Source organism: Kitasatospora sp. NPDC007106 (assembly GCF_040634455.1).
GTDB lineage: Bacteria > Actinomycetota > Actinomycetes > Streptomycetales > Streptomycetaceae > Kitasatospora > Kitasatospora arboriphila.
In genome coordinates this window covers 1-14344 of the sequence record NZ_JBEYFP010000014.1, presented here as the reverse complement: position 1 = coordinate 14344, position 14344 = coordinate 1, and the positions used below count along the sequence as shown (strand labels likewise).

Annotated in this window: 15 protein-coding genes; 4 read left to right on the top strand and 11 right to left on the bottom strand. The window is 74.7% G+C overall.

Annotation, left to right across the window (positions count from 1 at the left end):
• Positions 1-209: 209 nt before the first annotated feature.
• Positions 210-749 (bottom strand): hypothetical protein, encoded by a 540-nt coding sequence (locus ABZ641_RS03185; RefSeq protein WP_344626743.1) that lies wholly within the window; start codon positions 747-749, stop codon positions 210-212.
• Between the two features lie 232 nt (positions 750-981).
• Between ABZ641_RS03185 and ABZ641_RS03180 the strand changes: the two genes are divergently transcribed.
• Positions 982-1830: a DMT family transporter gene (locus tag ABZ641_RS03180; protein WP_359978802.1), complete on the top strand. Its 849-nt coding sequence runs from the start codon at positions 982-984 to the stop codon at positions 1828-1830.
• A gap of 24 nt (positions 1831-1854) precedes the next feature.
• Here ABZ641_RS03180 and corA read toward each other — a convergent pair whose 3' ends face one another.
• Positions 1855-2967 (bottom strand): magnesium/cobalt transporter CorA, encoded by a 1113-nt coding sequence (gene corA / locus ABZ641_RS03175; protein WP_263103779.1) that lies wholly within the window; start codon positions 2965-2967, stop codon positions 1855-1857.
• Positions 2968-3372: 405 nt separating this feature from the next.
• On the opposite strand from corA, the gene ABZ641_RS03170 reads away from it, so the two are divergent.
• Positions 3373-4020 (top strand): suppressor of fused domain protein, encoded by a 648-nt coding sequence (locus ABZ641_RS03170; RefSeq protein WP_344626744.1) that lies wholly within the window; start codon positions 3373-3375, stop codon positions 4018-4020.
• A gap of 21 nt (positions 4021-4041) precedes the next feature.
• On the opposite strand, the gene ABZ641_RS03165 is transcribed toward ABZ641_RS03170, so the two are convergent.
• The 6 genes from ABZ641_RS03165 to ABZ641_RS03140 all read right to left on the bottom strand — a co-directional run bounded on the left by ABZ641_RS03165 (position 4042) and on the right by ABZ641_RS03140 (position 10019).
• The gene (locus ABZ641_RS03165) at positions 4042-4647 is read right to left on the bottom strand and encodes a MarC family protein (protein WP_359978775.1); all 606 of its coding nucleotides are present in this window, start codon (positions 4645-4647) and stop codon (positions 4042-4044) included.
• Positions 4648-4733: 86 nt separating this feature from the next.
• Positions 4734-5582: a PHP domain-containing protein gene (locus ABZ641_RS03160; protein ID WP_344626745.1), complete on the bottom strand. Its 849-nt coding sequence runs from the start codon at positions 5580-5582 to the stop codon at positions 4734-4736.
• 130 nt (positions 5583-5712) lie between these two features.
• Entirely contained in the window at positions 5713-6351 is a 639-nt protein-coding gene (locus tag ABZ641_RS03155) for a DUF6758 family protein (RefSeq protein WP_344626746.1), read from the bottom strand.
• Positions 6352-6588: 237 nt separating this feature from the next.
• Complete coding sequence (locus tag ABZ641_RS03150) at positions 6589-6735, bottom strand: hypothetical protein (RefSeq protein WP_263103774.1); 147 nt, start codon at positions 6733-6735, stop codon at positions 6589-6591.
• A 392-nt stretch (positions 6736-7127) separates the two neighbouring features.
• Positions 7128-7985: an alpha/beta hydrolase gene (locus tag ABZ641_RS03145; RefSeq protein WP_344626747.1), complete on the bottom strand. Its 858-nt coding sequence runs from the start codon at positions 7983-7985 to the stop codon at positions 7128-7130.
• Between the two features lie 240 nt (positions 7986-8225).
• Complete coding sequence (locus ABZ641_RS03140; RefSeq protein WP_359978771.1) at positions 8226-10019, bottom strand: DEAD/DEAH box helicase; 1794 nt, start codon at positions 10017-10019, stop codon at positions 8226-8228.
• A gap of 590 nt (positions 10020-10609) precedes the next feature.
• Here ABZ641_RS03140 and ABZ641_RS03135 point away from each other — a divergent pair.
• Positions 10610-11347, top strand: a complete 738-nt coding sequence (locus ABZ641_RS03135; RefSeq protein WP_344628420.1) for a ferritin-like fold-containing protein — start codon at positions 10610-10612, stop codon at positions 11345-11347.
• A gap of 252 nt (positions 11348-11599) precedes the next feature.
• Here the strand turns inward: ABZ641_RS03135 and ABZ641_RS03130 are convergent, their stop codons facing one another.
• From ABZ641_RS03130 to ABZ641_RS03120, 3 genes are all read right to left on the bottom strand, one after another.
• On the bottom strand, positions 11600-11890 hold the full coding sequence (locus ABZ641_RS03130) for a hypothetical protein (protein WP_344628421.1): 291 nt from the start codon (positions 11888-11890) through the stop codon (positions 11600-11602).
• A gap of 205 nt (positions 11891-12095) precedes the next feature.
• The gene (locus tag ABZ641_RS03125; RefSeq protein ID WP_030274939.1) at positions 12096-12323 is read right to left on the bottom strand and encodes a DUF3107 domain-containing protein; all 228 of its coding nucleotides are present in this window, start codon (positions 12321-12323) and stop codon (positions 12096-12098) included.
• A gap of 124 nt (positions 12324-12447) precedes the next feature.
• Complete coding sequence (locus ABZ641_RS03120; RefSeq protein ID WP_344628422.1) at positions 12448-13104, bottom strand: TetR/AcrR family transcriptional regulator; 657 nt, start codon at positions 13102-13104, stop codon at positions 12448-12450.
• Between the two features lie 206 nt (positions 13105-13310).
• Between ABZ641_RS03120 and ABZ641_RS03115 the strand changes: the two genes are divergently transcribed.
• Positions 13311-14222, top strand: coding sequence for an alpha/beta hydrolase (locus tag ABZ641_RS03115; RefSeq protein ID WP_344628423.1), 912 nt, complete (start codon positions 13311-13313; stop codon positions 14220-14222).
• The last annotated feature ends 122 nt before the right edge of the window (positions 14223-14344 follow it).

Genomic DNA, 14344 nt, shown 5'->3' with positions numbered 1-14344 from the left:
GGGCCTGCGGCCGCGGTACGGGTCGCGGTCCGTCGCGCCGTCGCCCGTACGACTGCGTCCGCACGGCTGCGTCCGGCGCGTCCTCCGGCGCCAAAGATACCTGCGGGAGTGGGCCGGAGCCCGCGGTGGCCCGCCGCAGCCCGGCGCGTCCGCCCCGCCCGGTGGTCCGCGGACCCCGTGGGCGGTCGGACCGGCCGGCCGTCGGCGCGTCAGCCCTTGCGGCGGCCCAGCAGCAGCTTGGGCAGGCCGGCCGGGATCGGGCGGCGGGTGGTGGCCCCGGTCGGCATCGGGACGGCCGCGTGGGAGCCGTCCGGCATGGCGCCGGGGCGCTCGGTGAGGGCGCCGGCGGGCTCCAGCCGGAGCACCCGGCACTCGCGGGCCCAGCGGTCGCCGATGGTGTCGGTGTCGGGGGCGTTGAGCCGCTTGGACTTGAGCTCCTCGACGGCGCCCTGCCAGGCCTCGCTCCGCGGGGCGAGCTCGGTGACGTCGGCGAGCCAGCCGGTGAGCCGTCCCCCCTTGTCCTTGCTGCGGACGGTCACCTCGGCCCGGCCGCCCGCGGCCAGCCCGTGCAGCGGCTGCTCGCCGCCGTCACCGACCACCACCACGGCCCCGTCGTGCCAGGCGTGCCACAGCGCCCGGCCGTTCGGCACCCCCTCCGGGCGGACCCAGAGCAGTCCGGACTTCTTCGCCGCCTCCTCCAGCAGGGCGCGGTCCAGGAAGTCCTCGGCGGGGGTCGTCGTACGCTCCATGGCCCACAGCGTACGGCCTGGCGGGCGGTCGGCCCGAGGCCGCTCGGCGCTTCGTCCCACCACCCGGGACGACAGCGCCGTCAGTGCATTTGAGGCCTTACCGTAGGACGGTCGCACCCGACCCGTTCGAAGGAGAGCCGTGCCCGCCCGGCCCGCCGCCACCGCCGCCCCCGCGGACCTCCGTCCCGCCGCCCCCGCACCGGGCCGGCCGGCGCTGCCGCGGGTCGACCTGATGCTGCTCGCCGTCTCCATCGCCGGCATCTCGCTCTCCGCCCCGCTGATCAGCGCCACCGCCGCGCCGCCGCTGGCCATCGCCTTCTGGCGCAACTTCATGTCGGTCGGCGTGCTCGGCCCGTACGCGCTGCTGCGGCACCGCGCCGAACTGCGCGGCATCGGGCGCCGGGCGCTGCTGCTCGCGGTCGCCGCCGGCGTGCTGCTCGCGGTGCACTTCGGGCTGTGGATGCCCAGCCTGCGGATGACCTCGGTGGCCTCGGCGACCGCGCTGGTCACCACCACCCCGCTGTGGACGATCCTGCTGTTGCGGCTGATGGGCGAGCGGGCGCCGCGGCCGGTGCGGATCGGCGTGGCGGTCGCCTTCGCGGGCGTGCTGGTGCTCACCGGCGTCGACCTGTCGCTCTCCCCGCGGGCTCTGCTCGGCGACGCGCTCGCGCTGGGCGCGGGGGCGGCGGCCGCGGGCTACGTGCTGCTCGGCGCCGAGGTCCGGCGGACCGTCAGCACCACCGCGTACACGCTGGTCTGCTACACCACCACGGCCGCGGCGCTGTTCGGCGTCTGCCTGGTGGCGGGCTCCCCGCTGTCGGGCTGGCCGGCCGGGGTGTGGTGGCAGATCGTGCTGCTGATGGTGGCCGCCCAGCTGCTCGGGCACTCGCTGAGCAACCGGGTGGTCCGCACCCTGGGCCCCTCGGTCACCTCGACGGCGATCCTGCTGGAGACCCCGGGTGCGGCCCTGATCGCGGCCGTGTGGCTCGGCCAGTGGCCGCCGGTGGCCGCGTACCCGGCGGTCGGCCTGATCCTGCTCGGACTGGTGCTGGTCGCCCGGGGCGGCCGGAAGGGCGGCTGACGGGTCGCCCGGCGCGACCGGGCGTCAGAGCCACCCGTTGCGCCGGAACCCGCGGTACATGGCGATGCAGATCACCACGACGCTGCCCAGCACCATCGGATAGCCGTACTTGTGGTGCAGCTCCGGCATGTAGTCGAAGTTCATGCCGTAGATGCCGGTGATCATGGTCGGCACCGCGAAGATCGCCGCCCAGGCGGTGATCTTGCGCATGTCCTCGTTCTGCGCCACCGACACCTGCGCCAGGTTGGCCTGGAGCAGCGAGTTCAGCAGCTCGTCGAAGCCGTGCACCTGCTCGGTGACCCGGGCCAGGTGGTCGGCGACGTCCCGGAAGTACTTCTGGATGTCCGGGTCGATCAGCCGCTGGATCGGCTCGGAGAGCAGCTGCATCGGACGCAGCAGCGGCGCCACCGCCCGCTTGAACTCCAGCACCTCGCGCTTGAGCTGGTAGACCCGGCCGACGTCGGCGCCGCGGCCCGCCTTGCCGGCGAAGACGTCGAACTCGACCTCGTCCACGTCGGTCTGCAACCGCTCGGCGACCAGCAGGTAGTTGTCGACCACGTGGTCGGCGATGGCGTGCAGCACCGCGGACGGGCCCTTGGCGAGCAGGCCGGAGCCGTCGGCGTCGCCCTCCAGCCGGCGCCGCAGCTCGCGCAGCGAACCGTGCCCGCCGTGCCGGACGGTGATGACGAAGTCCTGGCCGACGAAGACCATGAGCTCGCCCGTCTCCACGACCTCGCTGGTCGGGGTGAGCTGGTCGTGCTCGACGTAGCGGATCGTCTTGAAGACGGCGAACAGCACGTCGTCGTACCGCTCGACCTTGGGGCGCTGGTGCGCGTGCACCGCGTCCTCGACGGCCAGCGGGTGCAGGCCGAAGCGCTGGGCGATGCCCTCGAACTCGGCCTCGGTGGGCTCGTGCAGGCCGATCCAGCTGAACGAGCCGGCGTCCTGCTGGCGGCACAGCTTGACCCGGGCCACGGCCTCGCGCGGGCTGCAGCTCTCGCCGACCCGCTTGCCGTCCTGGTAGACGGCGCAGTCGACCACGGCCGAAGGGGCGTGGCCCGGACGGAGGGTGTCGAAGGAGGTGTCGCGGCGGCGGTGCGGACGGACGGCCGCACGGAGGTTGTTGATCATCGACATGGCAGGCTCCTGGGGCAGGAGCCGCCGCACGGCAGGCGGTGACGGCCGTGGTGCGACGGCGAGGAACACCGATGGACGCCCAGGTCGGACGGGGCTCACCAAGAAATCGCCAAAGAATCGGCAAGACTTCGGTTTGGGCGCCCCGGCGCCCGGGAAGGTGCTCTCCCGGCCGGGTGTGACGCCGCCTCAACTACCTCGTCAGGGGTGGGTGCGGCGGAGAAGGACAGGCCGGGCAGAGCTGCCGGTACTGCATGGTCGGCTGGTATCCACCACAACCACCTCCTTCATGCCGCGGCCCCAAGGGTCAGCATCCCCGGTAGCCAGCCCCCCACACTAACAGTTGTCGGCGTGCCGCCGCTGGGGTGTGCGCGAAGCGACAACTCCCCGGGCGCTAAGGTCGCGTGCATGGCCCACGACTTCCCGCTGTTCGGCGACTTCTCCGATCCCTCCGGCGGCTCCGCGGAACTCACCCGCACGGCCGTGCTGGCGGCCGTCGAGGCGCGCCTGCTCACCACCTTCGGCGAGAGCAGCGGCCGGGCCTCGGTCACCTTCCTCGGCACCGAGCGGATCGAGGTGCTGCGCTTCGGCCCGGACGCCGAGGGGCTCGTCCGCTACGCCACCCTCGGCATGGCCGCGAGCCCGATGGCCGACCCCACCGCGGCGGTCGCCGACCCGGTGCGCGGCCCCCGCGCCGAGTTGGTGCTCACCGTCCGCGGAGGGCGCGACGACGTGCTTCGCACGCTGGCCACCTTCGCCGCAACGCCGCAGGTCGAGGGCCTGGTGGTGGCCCCCGGCGGCTCCCTCGACCTGGGCGCCCCGCTGTGGGAGGGCGCGCCCTTCACCTCCGTCCTGGTGGCCGAGCCGGGCGGCCTCGTCGAGGACGTCGAACTCGCCGGACCGGCCGAGCCGGTGCGCTTCCTGCCGCTCCTCCCGATGACCCCGAACGAGGCCGGCCACAAGCGCGTGCACGGCGCCGCCGAGCTCCAGGAGCGGTGGCTGCGGCACGGCACCGACCTGCGCGACCCGAACCGGCGGGCCGTCCCGCTCGACTGACCGGGGGCGCCCGACGGGCGGTCAGGTGGCCTGGTCGACGAAGGCGAACACGCCGTTCGCCACCAGTTGCACGGCGATCGCCGACAGCAGCAGGCCGGACAGGCGTGTGATGAGAACCACACCGCCGTCCTTGATGATGCGGATGATCACCAGCGAGAAACGCATCGTCAGCCACAGCACCACGTGGATCGCCGCGATGGCCGCCCAGACCGCCGCGTACTGCGCGGCGCCGTCCGCCTTCTGCACCGCCAGGATCACCGCCACGATCGCGCCGGGCCCGGCCAGCAGCGGCGTCCCCAGCGGCACCAGGGCGACGTTGACCTCCTTGGTCTGGGTCGGCTCCTCGATCCTGCCGGTCAGCAGGTCCAGCGCGATGAGCAGCAGCAGGATGCCGCCGGAGACCTGCAGGGCCGGGATCGACACGTGCAGGTAGTCCAGGATCTGCCGGCCGAACAGCCCGAAGCAGGTGATCACCCCCAGCGCGACCAGCGCGGCCTGCCAGGCCATCCGCCGCTGCACCCGGTGTGCCCGCCCCGAGGTGAGCGCCAGGAAGATCGGGATGGTGCCCGGCGGGTCCATGATCACGAAGAGGGTCACGAAGAGCGACCCGAACACCCTGGCATCCATGGGTGAATTGTCCGGTTCCGGGGCGCCGTGCCCCGGTTCGGCGCGACTGACGGCGGGTCGGGCCGCCGGCCCCGGGGTGCCCGGGGTCAGCCGCGGATCGGTGCGGCCCCGGTGGCCTGGCCGACGAGCTGCTCGTAGGCGGCCGGGTCGGTGGTGTACTCGCCGAGCCGGACGGTCTTGCGGTGCCCGTGGTAGTCCGAGGAGCCGGTGGTGAACAGGCCGAGTTCGGCCGCCAGAGCGCGTAGGTGCTCCCGGGTCGGCCCGTCGTGGTCGGTGTGGTCGACCTCCAGGCCGCCCAGACCCGCGGCGGCCAGGTCGGCGATCACCTCGTCGGAGACCGTCCGGCCGCGCTTGACCGCGCCCGGGTGCGCGAACACCGGGACGCCGCCCGCCGCCCGCACCAGCCGGACGGCGGTCACCGGGTCCGTCTCGTGCTTGCGGACGTCCGCCCGCCCGCCGTTGGCCAGCCACTCGGCGGTGAACGCGTCGGAGACCGTGGCCACCACGCCCGCCTCGACCAGGGCGCTGGCGATGTGCGGACGGCCCACCGAGCCCGCCCCGGCGATCCGCTCCACCTGCTCCCAGTCGATCGGCGCCCCGAGCTCGCGGCAGCGCTCGACGATCGCCCGCCCGCGCCGGAACCGGTCGGTGCGCACCAGCTCCCGCTCGGCGGCGAAGGCGGGCTCGGCGGGGTCGAACAGGTAGGCCAGCAGATGCATGCTGATGCCGTCGACGTGGCAGGAGAGTTCGGCGCCCGGCACCAGGGTCAGACCGGTGCCCCGGACGGCCTCCGCGGCCTCGGCGTGCCCGGCGACCGTGTCGTGGTCGGTCAGGGCCACCACGTCCAGCCCGGCCGCGACGGCCGCGGCGACCAGCTCGGCCGGGCTGTCGGTGCCGTCGGAGGCGTTGCTGTGGGCGTGCAGGTCGATGCGCACGGGAGGGGCTCCAGGGGCCGGTGGGGGCTGCTGCTGGCCCGGCCCAGCCTAGTGCGCCCGGCGGGCGCGCCGGGGGCCGGGCGGCGAACCGCGGACCGGCCCGACGGCCGGCCGCGTGGCCGCCCGTGCGTCAGCCCAGCAGCCGCGGGGTCAGCGCGCCGCAGGGCAGCAGGCCCAGCTCCGCGCCGGCGTCCCTCAGGTCGGTGAGGACGAGCTCGTCGTGCATCAGCAGCGCCGACTGCTCGGGCCAGGCGACCGCCCAGAGCCACAGGCCGCGCGCCTCGCCGACGTACACCGCGCGGTCGACCGGGGCGTCGGGCACGTGGAACATCGGCGTCGGCCGGCCGGCCGCCATCAGCTTGGCGTCGGCCGGCTTGTAGAGCGAGACGCTCTCGCCCGGGTCCGGCCCGTCCAGGCCGGCGTAGCGGGCGCCGAGGCCCACGCCGAGCTCCTCCGCGACGAGCACCAGCTCGCCGAAGCCGCCCAGCGGGGCAGGGCCGGCGCAGGCGACCGCCGTCGCGCGGGCACCCGAGAGGTCGTCACCGACGTGCGCGATCCCGGTGAACAGCCAGCCGACCGGCAGCGGCCAGGGCAGCCAGACCGGCACCTGTGAGCGGGCCACCGCGACGTTCAGGGCCTCGACGCTGGGCGGCAGCACCGGCTGCATCGGGTGGACCGCACCGTGCTGGTCGCACTGCCAGGTGTCGGAGAAGAGCCCGGGGGCGCGGACCCGACCGGCGCACCTCGGGCAGCTGGGCTCGCCCCTCATAGCCGACAACGCTCCTCCCTCCGGACCGCCGCGTCAAGGACGATCACCCGTACGGGGTGCCTCGCGTCGGGGCACTCGGCCCCGTTGGGAAATGTCCCGTCCCGGGCGGCGGCAAACACCACCCTGGTCGCACCGGGTGTCCGGGGACGCACTGACGCCCCGTCGTCCCTGTTCGGGATGACGGGGCGTCAGCGGGTCTCGGAACGTCGGACGCGGCAGGTGCCCGTCCGGCTCCGCTCACACGTTCTTGCACGGCCGGATGTACAGGCGCTCGCCGGTCGCGGCGGCATCCTTCACGTACTGCCCGACGGTCTCGGCGTCGACGATCAGTCGATCGGTGGCGACACCGGAGGCGTCGTCCAGTCGGAGGATCTCGAAACGCATGGGCCTCTCCCTTCTCCGCCCCGTGGGTCGCGGCGGATGCGGCAGGCCGCCGACCACCCGGTCGTCGGCCGGCACCTGCTGGGTCTGTCGTCCGGCTGCTGCTCGCATCGTCCCCCCTCGCGCGCCGTGCGGCCCGTGCAGCCGAGGCGACATCGCCTCATGGGTTCACAGTGCCGCACCGCTGATTCCTGCTGGTTGCCCGTCCGTAAAGTCCCGGTTTCGGCGTATGCCGCAGTGAGGGGCAACCGGGCTCGTGGCGCAACGATTCCCGGACAGACTCAAATATTACCCGAGCTAAACAATTTTGTCCCTGATTTTGCCCGCCGGGCGCGGCAGGCCCGGCGGGCAGGGGGTCGGGGCCGGGTCGGGCCCAGGTCTCAGCGGCCTGGGTCTCAGCCCCAGAAGGCGGCCAGGGCGGCGGCGGTCGCGGCGGGCTGCTCGGCGTTGGGGGAGTGCCCGGCGTCCGGCACCGCCGTGTACGGGGCGTCCAGGCGCCGGGCCATCGCCGCCTGCTCCTCGACCGGCCACGCGTAGTCGCGCACGCCCGACACCACCTGCACGGGCAGCGGCACGGCGGCGAGCTCGGCGACCCGGTCCGGGGCCGCCACCAGGTGGCCGCCCATCGCGGACAGCGCCTGCGGCACGTTCGCCACCCACCGGCGGTGCAGGAACTCGGCGATCTCCGGACGCGGCGCGGGACCGGCCCCGCTGCCCTCCTCCATCTGCTTCATGACCTGCCAGATCGCCTCCAGGTCCATCACCGGCAGGGCGTCCAGCAGCAGCTTGGTGCGGGCCGCCTCGGCCGGGTCGATGGCGCCCGGGCCGGTCGACAGCAGGGTCAGCGACCGCCACGGCAGCGGACCCCGGGCGTCCAACACGGCCTCCCGCACCACCTGTCCGCCGAACGAGTGACCGAGCAGGTGCAGCGGCCCGTGGTCGCCGAGCTCCGCCGAGAGCGCCCGCACGTCCCGGGCCAGCTCCCCGATCCGGTACGCCTCCGGGTCGGCCGGGCCGCCGGTCTCGTACTGGCCGCGCTGGTCGACCGCCGCCACCCGGTACCCGGCCGCGGCCAGCGGCTCCAGCAGCGCGATGAAGTCCTCCTTGCTGCCGGTGAACCCGGGCACCAGCAGGGCCGTGCCGCGCACCGGCCCCTCCGGCTCGGCCAGCAGCGCGGCGAACTCGCCGCGGGCCGTGGCCAGACGCAGCGCCCGGGCGCACCGGGGGAGGGCCAGGAACGGCGGAGTGCTCATCGCAAGGGGCTCCAGACGGGGCGGCGGATCTCGTCCTCCGAGCTTAGGCGCCGCCGCCACGGCGCCCCCGCCAAGGGCGCGGGGAACCGCGCGGGACGGGAGGGCCGGGGCCGCACCCGTGCGCCGCACCGCTCCGGCCCCTTCGAGTACGGCGGCCCGAGCGTCGTGCCCGTTCGCCGGGCCCCGGACATGCCCGAGGGCGGGCCCGTTCGAAACGGGCCCGCCCTCCGGTGCGTCGTGTCAGCTCTCCTGCACGGCCTCGGCGGCAGCCACCGGGCGGCGGGTGCGCGTACGGCGGCGCGGCGCGGCCTCGCCCTCCGCGGTCGCCTCGGCAGCGGCCTCGGTGCCCGCCTCAGCGGCAGCGGCCGGAGCCGCGGCCTTGCGGGTCCGCCGACGCGGGGCCGGGGTGGTCGCCGCGGTTGCGCCGTCGGTCGCCTCGGCAACGGCATCCTCGGCCGCCGGCTTGGCGGCCGCGGCACGGGTCCGCCGACGGGGTGCCGGCACCGTCTCGGCGGCCGGCTGGGCCGGAGCCTCGACGGTGGCGGTCGCGACGGCGCCCTCCGCCGGAGCCGTGACCGCGGCAGCGGCCTCGCCGGCACCGCTGCGGGTGCGGCGGCGACGGCGGCGCGGGGCCGCGTCGGTGTCGCCCTCGCCGTTCGCGACGGGGGCGGGAGCGGCGGTCTCGGCCGTGACGGCCTCGGTGGCCGCCTCGGCGGCAGCACCGGCCCCGCCGCGGGTGCGGCGGCGCTCACGGGGGCGGCGGGCCGGCTTCTCGGCCGGCTCGGCGGCCTCGGCGGCGGCCGCACGGCCACCGCGGCCGCGCGAGCGGGCGCCGCGGCCGCCGGTCTCGCCGAGGTCCTCGACCTCCTCCGCGTCCAGGCCGGCGCGGGTGCGCTCGGAACGCGGCAGGACGCCCTTGGTGCCGGGGGTGATGCGGAGCAGCTCGTACAGGTGGGCCGAGGTGGAGTAGGTCTCCTCCGGCTCGTTGAACGGCAGGTCCAGCGCCTTGTTGATCAGCTGCCAGCGCGGGATGTCGTCCCAGTCGACCAGGGTGACCGCGGTGCCGGAGGCGCCGGCCCGGCCGGTGCGGCCGATGCGGTGCAGGTAGGTCTTCTCGTCGTCGGTGCACTGGTAGTTGATGACGTGGGTGACGCCCTCGACGTCGATGCCGCGGGCGGCGACGTCGGTGCAGACCAGCACGTCGACCTTGCCGTTGCGGAAGGCCCGCAGCGCCTGCTCGCGGGCGCCCTGGCCGAGGTCGCCGTGGACGGCGCCGGCGGCGAAGCCCCGCTTGGTCAGCTGCTCGGCGACGTCGGCGGCGGTGCGCTTGGTGCGGCAGAAGATCATGGCCAGCCCGCGGCCGTCGGCCTGCAGGATGCGCGAGACCAGCTCGACCTTGTCGAGCGAGTGCGCGCGGAAGATGTGCTGCTCGATGTTGGCGACGGTGGCGCCGGTGTCGTCCGGCGCGGCCGCGCGGATGTGGGTCGGCTGGCTCATGTACCGGCGGGCGAGGCTGATCACCTGGCCCGGCATGGTGGCCGAGAACAGCAGGGTCTGCCGCTTGGCCGGCAGCATGGTGATGATCTTCTCGACGTCCGGGAGGAAGCCCAGGTCGAGCATCTCGTCGGCCTCGTCGAGGACCAGGGCGCGGACCTTGGAGAGGTCCAGCTTGCGCTGGCCGGCCAGGTCGAGCAGGCGGCCGGGGGTGCCGACGACGATGTCGACGCCCTTCTGCAGCGCCTCGACCTGCGGCTCGTAGGCGCGGCCGCCGTACACGGCGAGGACGCGGACGTCGCGGACCTTGCCGGCGGTCTGCAGGTCGTTGGTGACCTGGGTGCACAGCTCGCGGGTGGGCACCACGATGAGGGCCTGCGGGCTCTCGGTCAGGTCGTCCTCGGTGGCGCGGCCGGCGTCCACGTCGGCGCGCACGACGACCCGCTCGATGAGCGGGAGGCCGAAGCCGAGGGTCTTGCCGGTGCCCGTCTTAGCCTGGCCGATGACGTCGTGGCCGGTCAGCGCGACCGGCAGGGTCATCTCCTGGATCGGGAAGGGGTGGACGATGCCGACGGACTCGAGGGCCTCGGCGGTCTCCGGGAGGATGCCCAGGTCCCGGAAGGTGGTCTTGGGGGTCTCGGTGGTGGACAGGGTGCTGCCTCTTCCATGGTGGGGGCCGAGAGCGAGTCAGGTGCAGCGGGCGGCCCCGCGCGTTCGGGCCTCGGGCCCGTCACTGCGTGGGGGTCGCACAACCGCGCCCGCCCCTGGGCGGCCGGCCGGCCGGCGCCCCGTCACGGGGCGTCGTCGGCGGCGCCGGGGAGGATTCCCGTGAGGGGCTGGCGCGGGACCTGCGCCGGGCGGCGCGGTCCGCGGCGGCCCTCGCTCGGCCACTGATGCGGTGCCTGGGCCCGAAGTCCGGGCCAAGGTCGGAGCCGATCGGCTCTCCGACCGGGCATCCGCGTACGTGAGTGCCGGGTGCGTGTCGGTGCTGTGCACGTCTGCGCGGCCTGCCACCAGTGGCGGGCCGCGCGATCACACCAGGCCTCACTACCACCATACAGGGGCGCGACGACTCGAACACGTGACGCGCCTTACTCCGTTCCCGACCGGCCCGGCTAGGGTGGCGAGCCATGGAGTCTCAGGAATCTGGCGATGTCACCCCGATCGGCGCGACCACCTCGATCGGCGACTGGGCGTCCTGCTCGGCCGACCCGGGCTACCGGGCCGCGGTGCTCGACCTGCTCGGCGCGCTGGCGTACGGCGAGCTGAGCGCGTTCGAGCGGCTGGCGGAGGACGCGAAGTTCGCGCCCGGTCTGGTCGACAAGGCCGCGCTGGCCCGGATGGCGTCCGCCGAGTTCCAGCACTACCAGCAGCTGCACGACCGGCTGGCCGAGGTCGGGGCGGACCCGACCGAGGTGATGACCCCGTTCGTCGAGCCGCTGGAGGCCTTCCACCGGCTGACCGCCCCCTCCGACTGGCTGGAGGGCCTGGTCAAGGCGTACGTCGGCGACGCGATCGCCACCGACTTCTACCGCGAGGTCGCCGTCCGGCTGGACGACGACACCCGGGACCTGGTGCTGAAGGTGATGGCCGACACCGGGCACGCCGAGTTCGCGGTCGAGCGGGTGCGGCAGGCCATCGACGAGGACCCGCGGGTCGGCGGGCGGCTGGCGCTGTGGGGCCGGCGGCTGATGGGCGAGGCGCTCAGCCAGGCCCAGCGGGTGGTGGCGGAGCGCGACGCGCTGTCGAACCTGCTGGTCGGCGGGTCGGGCGTGGAGGGCTTCGACCTGGTCGAGGTCGGCAAGATGTTCACCAGGATCACCGAGGCCCACACCCGGCGGATGGCGGCCCTCGGCCTCGCGTCCTAGGGGCCGTGTCTTCGCAGGCGCCCGGCGGTCGCTCCAGGGGCGCGTGGGGGCACCTCCCGGCCGGAGGCCGGGGGAGAACTGCGCATTCCGGGGGCGGGTGTCACGACAGCACCGGGCCGGGCGTGATCCGTACGGCGGCCCGCATCCGCATCGCGCAGTTCCACCCGCTCCTTGTGGTGCACCCCTGACCTTTGGAGCCGTGCCCTAGTCGGTCTCCCCGCCGGGGTCCCCGTCGGGTGTCCGGCGGTGTCTTCAGGCCGGCCGGTGGCGGCCGGGGTGCCGGCCGCCGGTCCGGTCGACCAGGTCGGGCCGGGCCAGGACGGAGACCAGCAGCACCGAGCAGACCGCGCTGAGGGCCAGCGAGACGCCGGGCGCCTGCTCGTTCAGCGTGAAGCGGGCGATCAGCCCGGCGAGCAGGGCCGAGACGACGGCGGTCGAGACCGTCAGGGTGCGGGCCGCCGGGAAGTACTCGGGCAGCAGGACCAGGGCGCCGGCCCCCACGGCCAGGCCGATGAGCGCGTAGGCGATCGTCTCCACCAGCACGGGCGGCCTCCCGGGGTCGTACGGCGTGTGCCTGACCCGGCCCATACCCGGGGCCGCCGGTGCGTACGCGCTCGGCGGGCGATCTCCCCCGCCCGGCCCCGGCCCGCGGCCGCCCCGGCCCCACCGCGAGGCCCGGGAACGGCGAAGCGCCCCGTCCTCGGGAGGAGGACGGGGCGCGGGTGGCCCTGCGGGCAGGGCCTCGGGCTCAGAGCGTGCCGAAGCCGACCTTGCGGATGCTGGGCTCGCCGATCTCCACGTACGCCAGGCGCTCGGCCGGGACGATCACGCGGCGGCCGTGCTCGTCGGCCAGCACCAGCAGCTTGGAGGTGCCCTCCAGCGCCTTGGCGATGGCACCCTCGACCTCGTCGGCAGTCTGCGGGCTCTCGAGAACGATCTCTCGGGGCGCGTTCTGCACGCCGATCTTGACCTCCACGGCTTCCGTCCCTCCGGGTTGCAGCCATCCACGCGCGTTGTTCGAACAGGCGTCCGAGATCGCCGCGCCGTACGGCTTCACCTTAGAGCACTGGCCAGGCCGTGCGGCGAAGGTCGTGGGATCGCTACTCGGCGCCCGCCGGGCGCTCGCCCGTCTCGGGGTGCATCGGGAAGCCCTTCAGGCCGCGCCAGGCCAGGCTGGCGACCAGCCGGACGGCCTCGTCGCGCGGGATCTCCCGGCCCTGCGACAGCCAGTAGCGCGCGGTGATCTGCGCCAGCCCGCAGACGCCGGCGGCCAGCAGCTTGGCCTCGGCCTCCGGCAGGTCGGTGTCCTCCGCGATGACCTTGCTGACCAGCGTCGCGCTCAGGTCGGAGGCGCGCTCCACCCGCTCGCGGACGGCCGGCTCGTTGGTCAGGTCCGACTCGAAGACCAGCCGGAACGCGCCCGACTCGCTGGAGACGTAGTGGAAGTACGCCTCCATCGTGGCGGCGACGCGGTGCTTGTTGTCGCTGGTCGCCTCGAGCGCGGTGCGGGTGGCGTCGACGAGGGCGTCGCAGTGCTTGTCCAGCAGTGCGAGGTAGAGCTCCAGCTTGCCCGGGAAGTGCTGGTACAGCACCGGCTTGCTGACGCCGGCCCGGTCGGCGATGTCGTCCATCGCGGCGGCGTGGTAGCCCTGCGCGACGAACACCTCCTGAGCGGCTCCGAGCAGCTGTTCACGGCGGGCGCTTCGCGGCAGTCGGGCACCGCGCGGACGCTCCTGCGCCTCCTGGATGGCCGTCACGGCGGTCCTCACTTCACGATCTGGGCGTCTCCGGCAGGCCCCGAGTCTACTTTTCGGTAACCGGATCTGCGCCTGGGAAAGCCGAGTAAAGCGCAGAAATCGGCTTGTCGGGAGCCCACAATACGACCCGCGTGCGCCCCGTCCACAGGGTGAGACGGGCCGGGGTACTGGGGAAACGGCACCTGCGCTCACTACGATCGTCCTCCATGAGCGCTGATCAGCAGGTGCAGAGCGAGCCCGGGCCCCACCGCACGGTCGAGGTGCCGGGCGCGGTGCTCGCGGTCGGACCGCGCGTCCCCGCGGCGGACGGCCTGCCGCCCGCGCTCTTCGTGCACGGCCTCGGCGGCTCCGCCGACAACTGGTCCGACCTCATGGCCGAGCTGGCCGACGAGGTCTCCGGCGAGGCGATCGACCTCCCCGGCTTCGGCTGGTCGGCGCCGCCGCAGGACGGCAACCTCACCCTCAGCGGCCACGTCCGCGCGGTGATCGGCTACCTGGAGAAGACCGCCCGCGGGCCCGTGCACCTGTTCGGCAACTCGCTCGGCGGCGCCGTCTCCGTCCGGCTCGCCGCGCTCCGCCCCGACCTGGTGCGCAGCCTCACCCTGATCTCCCCGGCCCTGCCCGAGCTGCCCCCGCAGCTCAGCGCCTGGCCGACCGCCGCGCTCGCCGTCCCCGGCGTCCCCGCGCTGCTGCGCCGCCGGGCCGCCACCCACGGCAAGAACGCCGAGCAGGCCACCGACGAACTGCTGCGCCTGGTCTACGCCGACGTCGACGGGATCCCCGCCGACCGCCGGGACCGCGCGGTGGCGGAGTACCGGCGCCGCCTCGGGCTGCCCTACGCGCTGCAGGCCAGCATCGGCTCGGCCCGCGGCATCGTGTCGGCCTACACCGAGCGCGGCGAGCAGGCGCTCTGGCGGCAGGCCGCGCACGTCAAGGCGCCGGTGCTGCTGGTGTACGGGATGAAGGACAAGCTGGTCTCCTACCGCTCCGCGAAGCGGGCCTGCGAGGCATTCCCCGACGCCCGCCTGCTGGTGCTGCCCGACTCCGGGCACGTCGCGATGATGGAGCACCCCGGGCAGGTCGCCCGGGCCGTCCGGGAACTGCTGGCCGAGGCCTGACGGCCGCGGTCCCCGGCGACCACCGGGGACCCTCGACGACCCCGACGACCCCGACGACTTTCGACGACCCCCTGGACCCCGGCCGTTGCCCGGCCGGCGGCCGGTCCGACCGGACCGGGGGC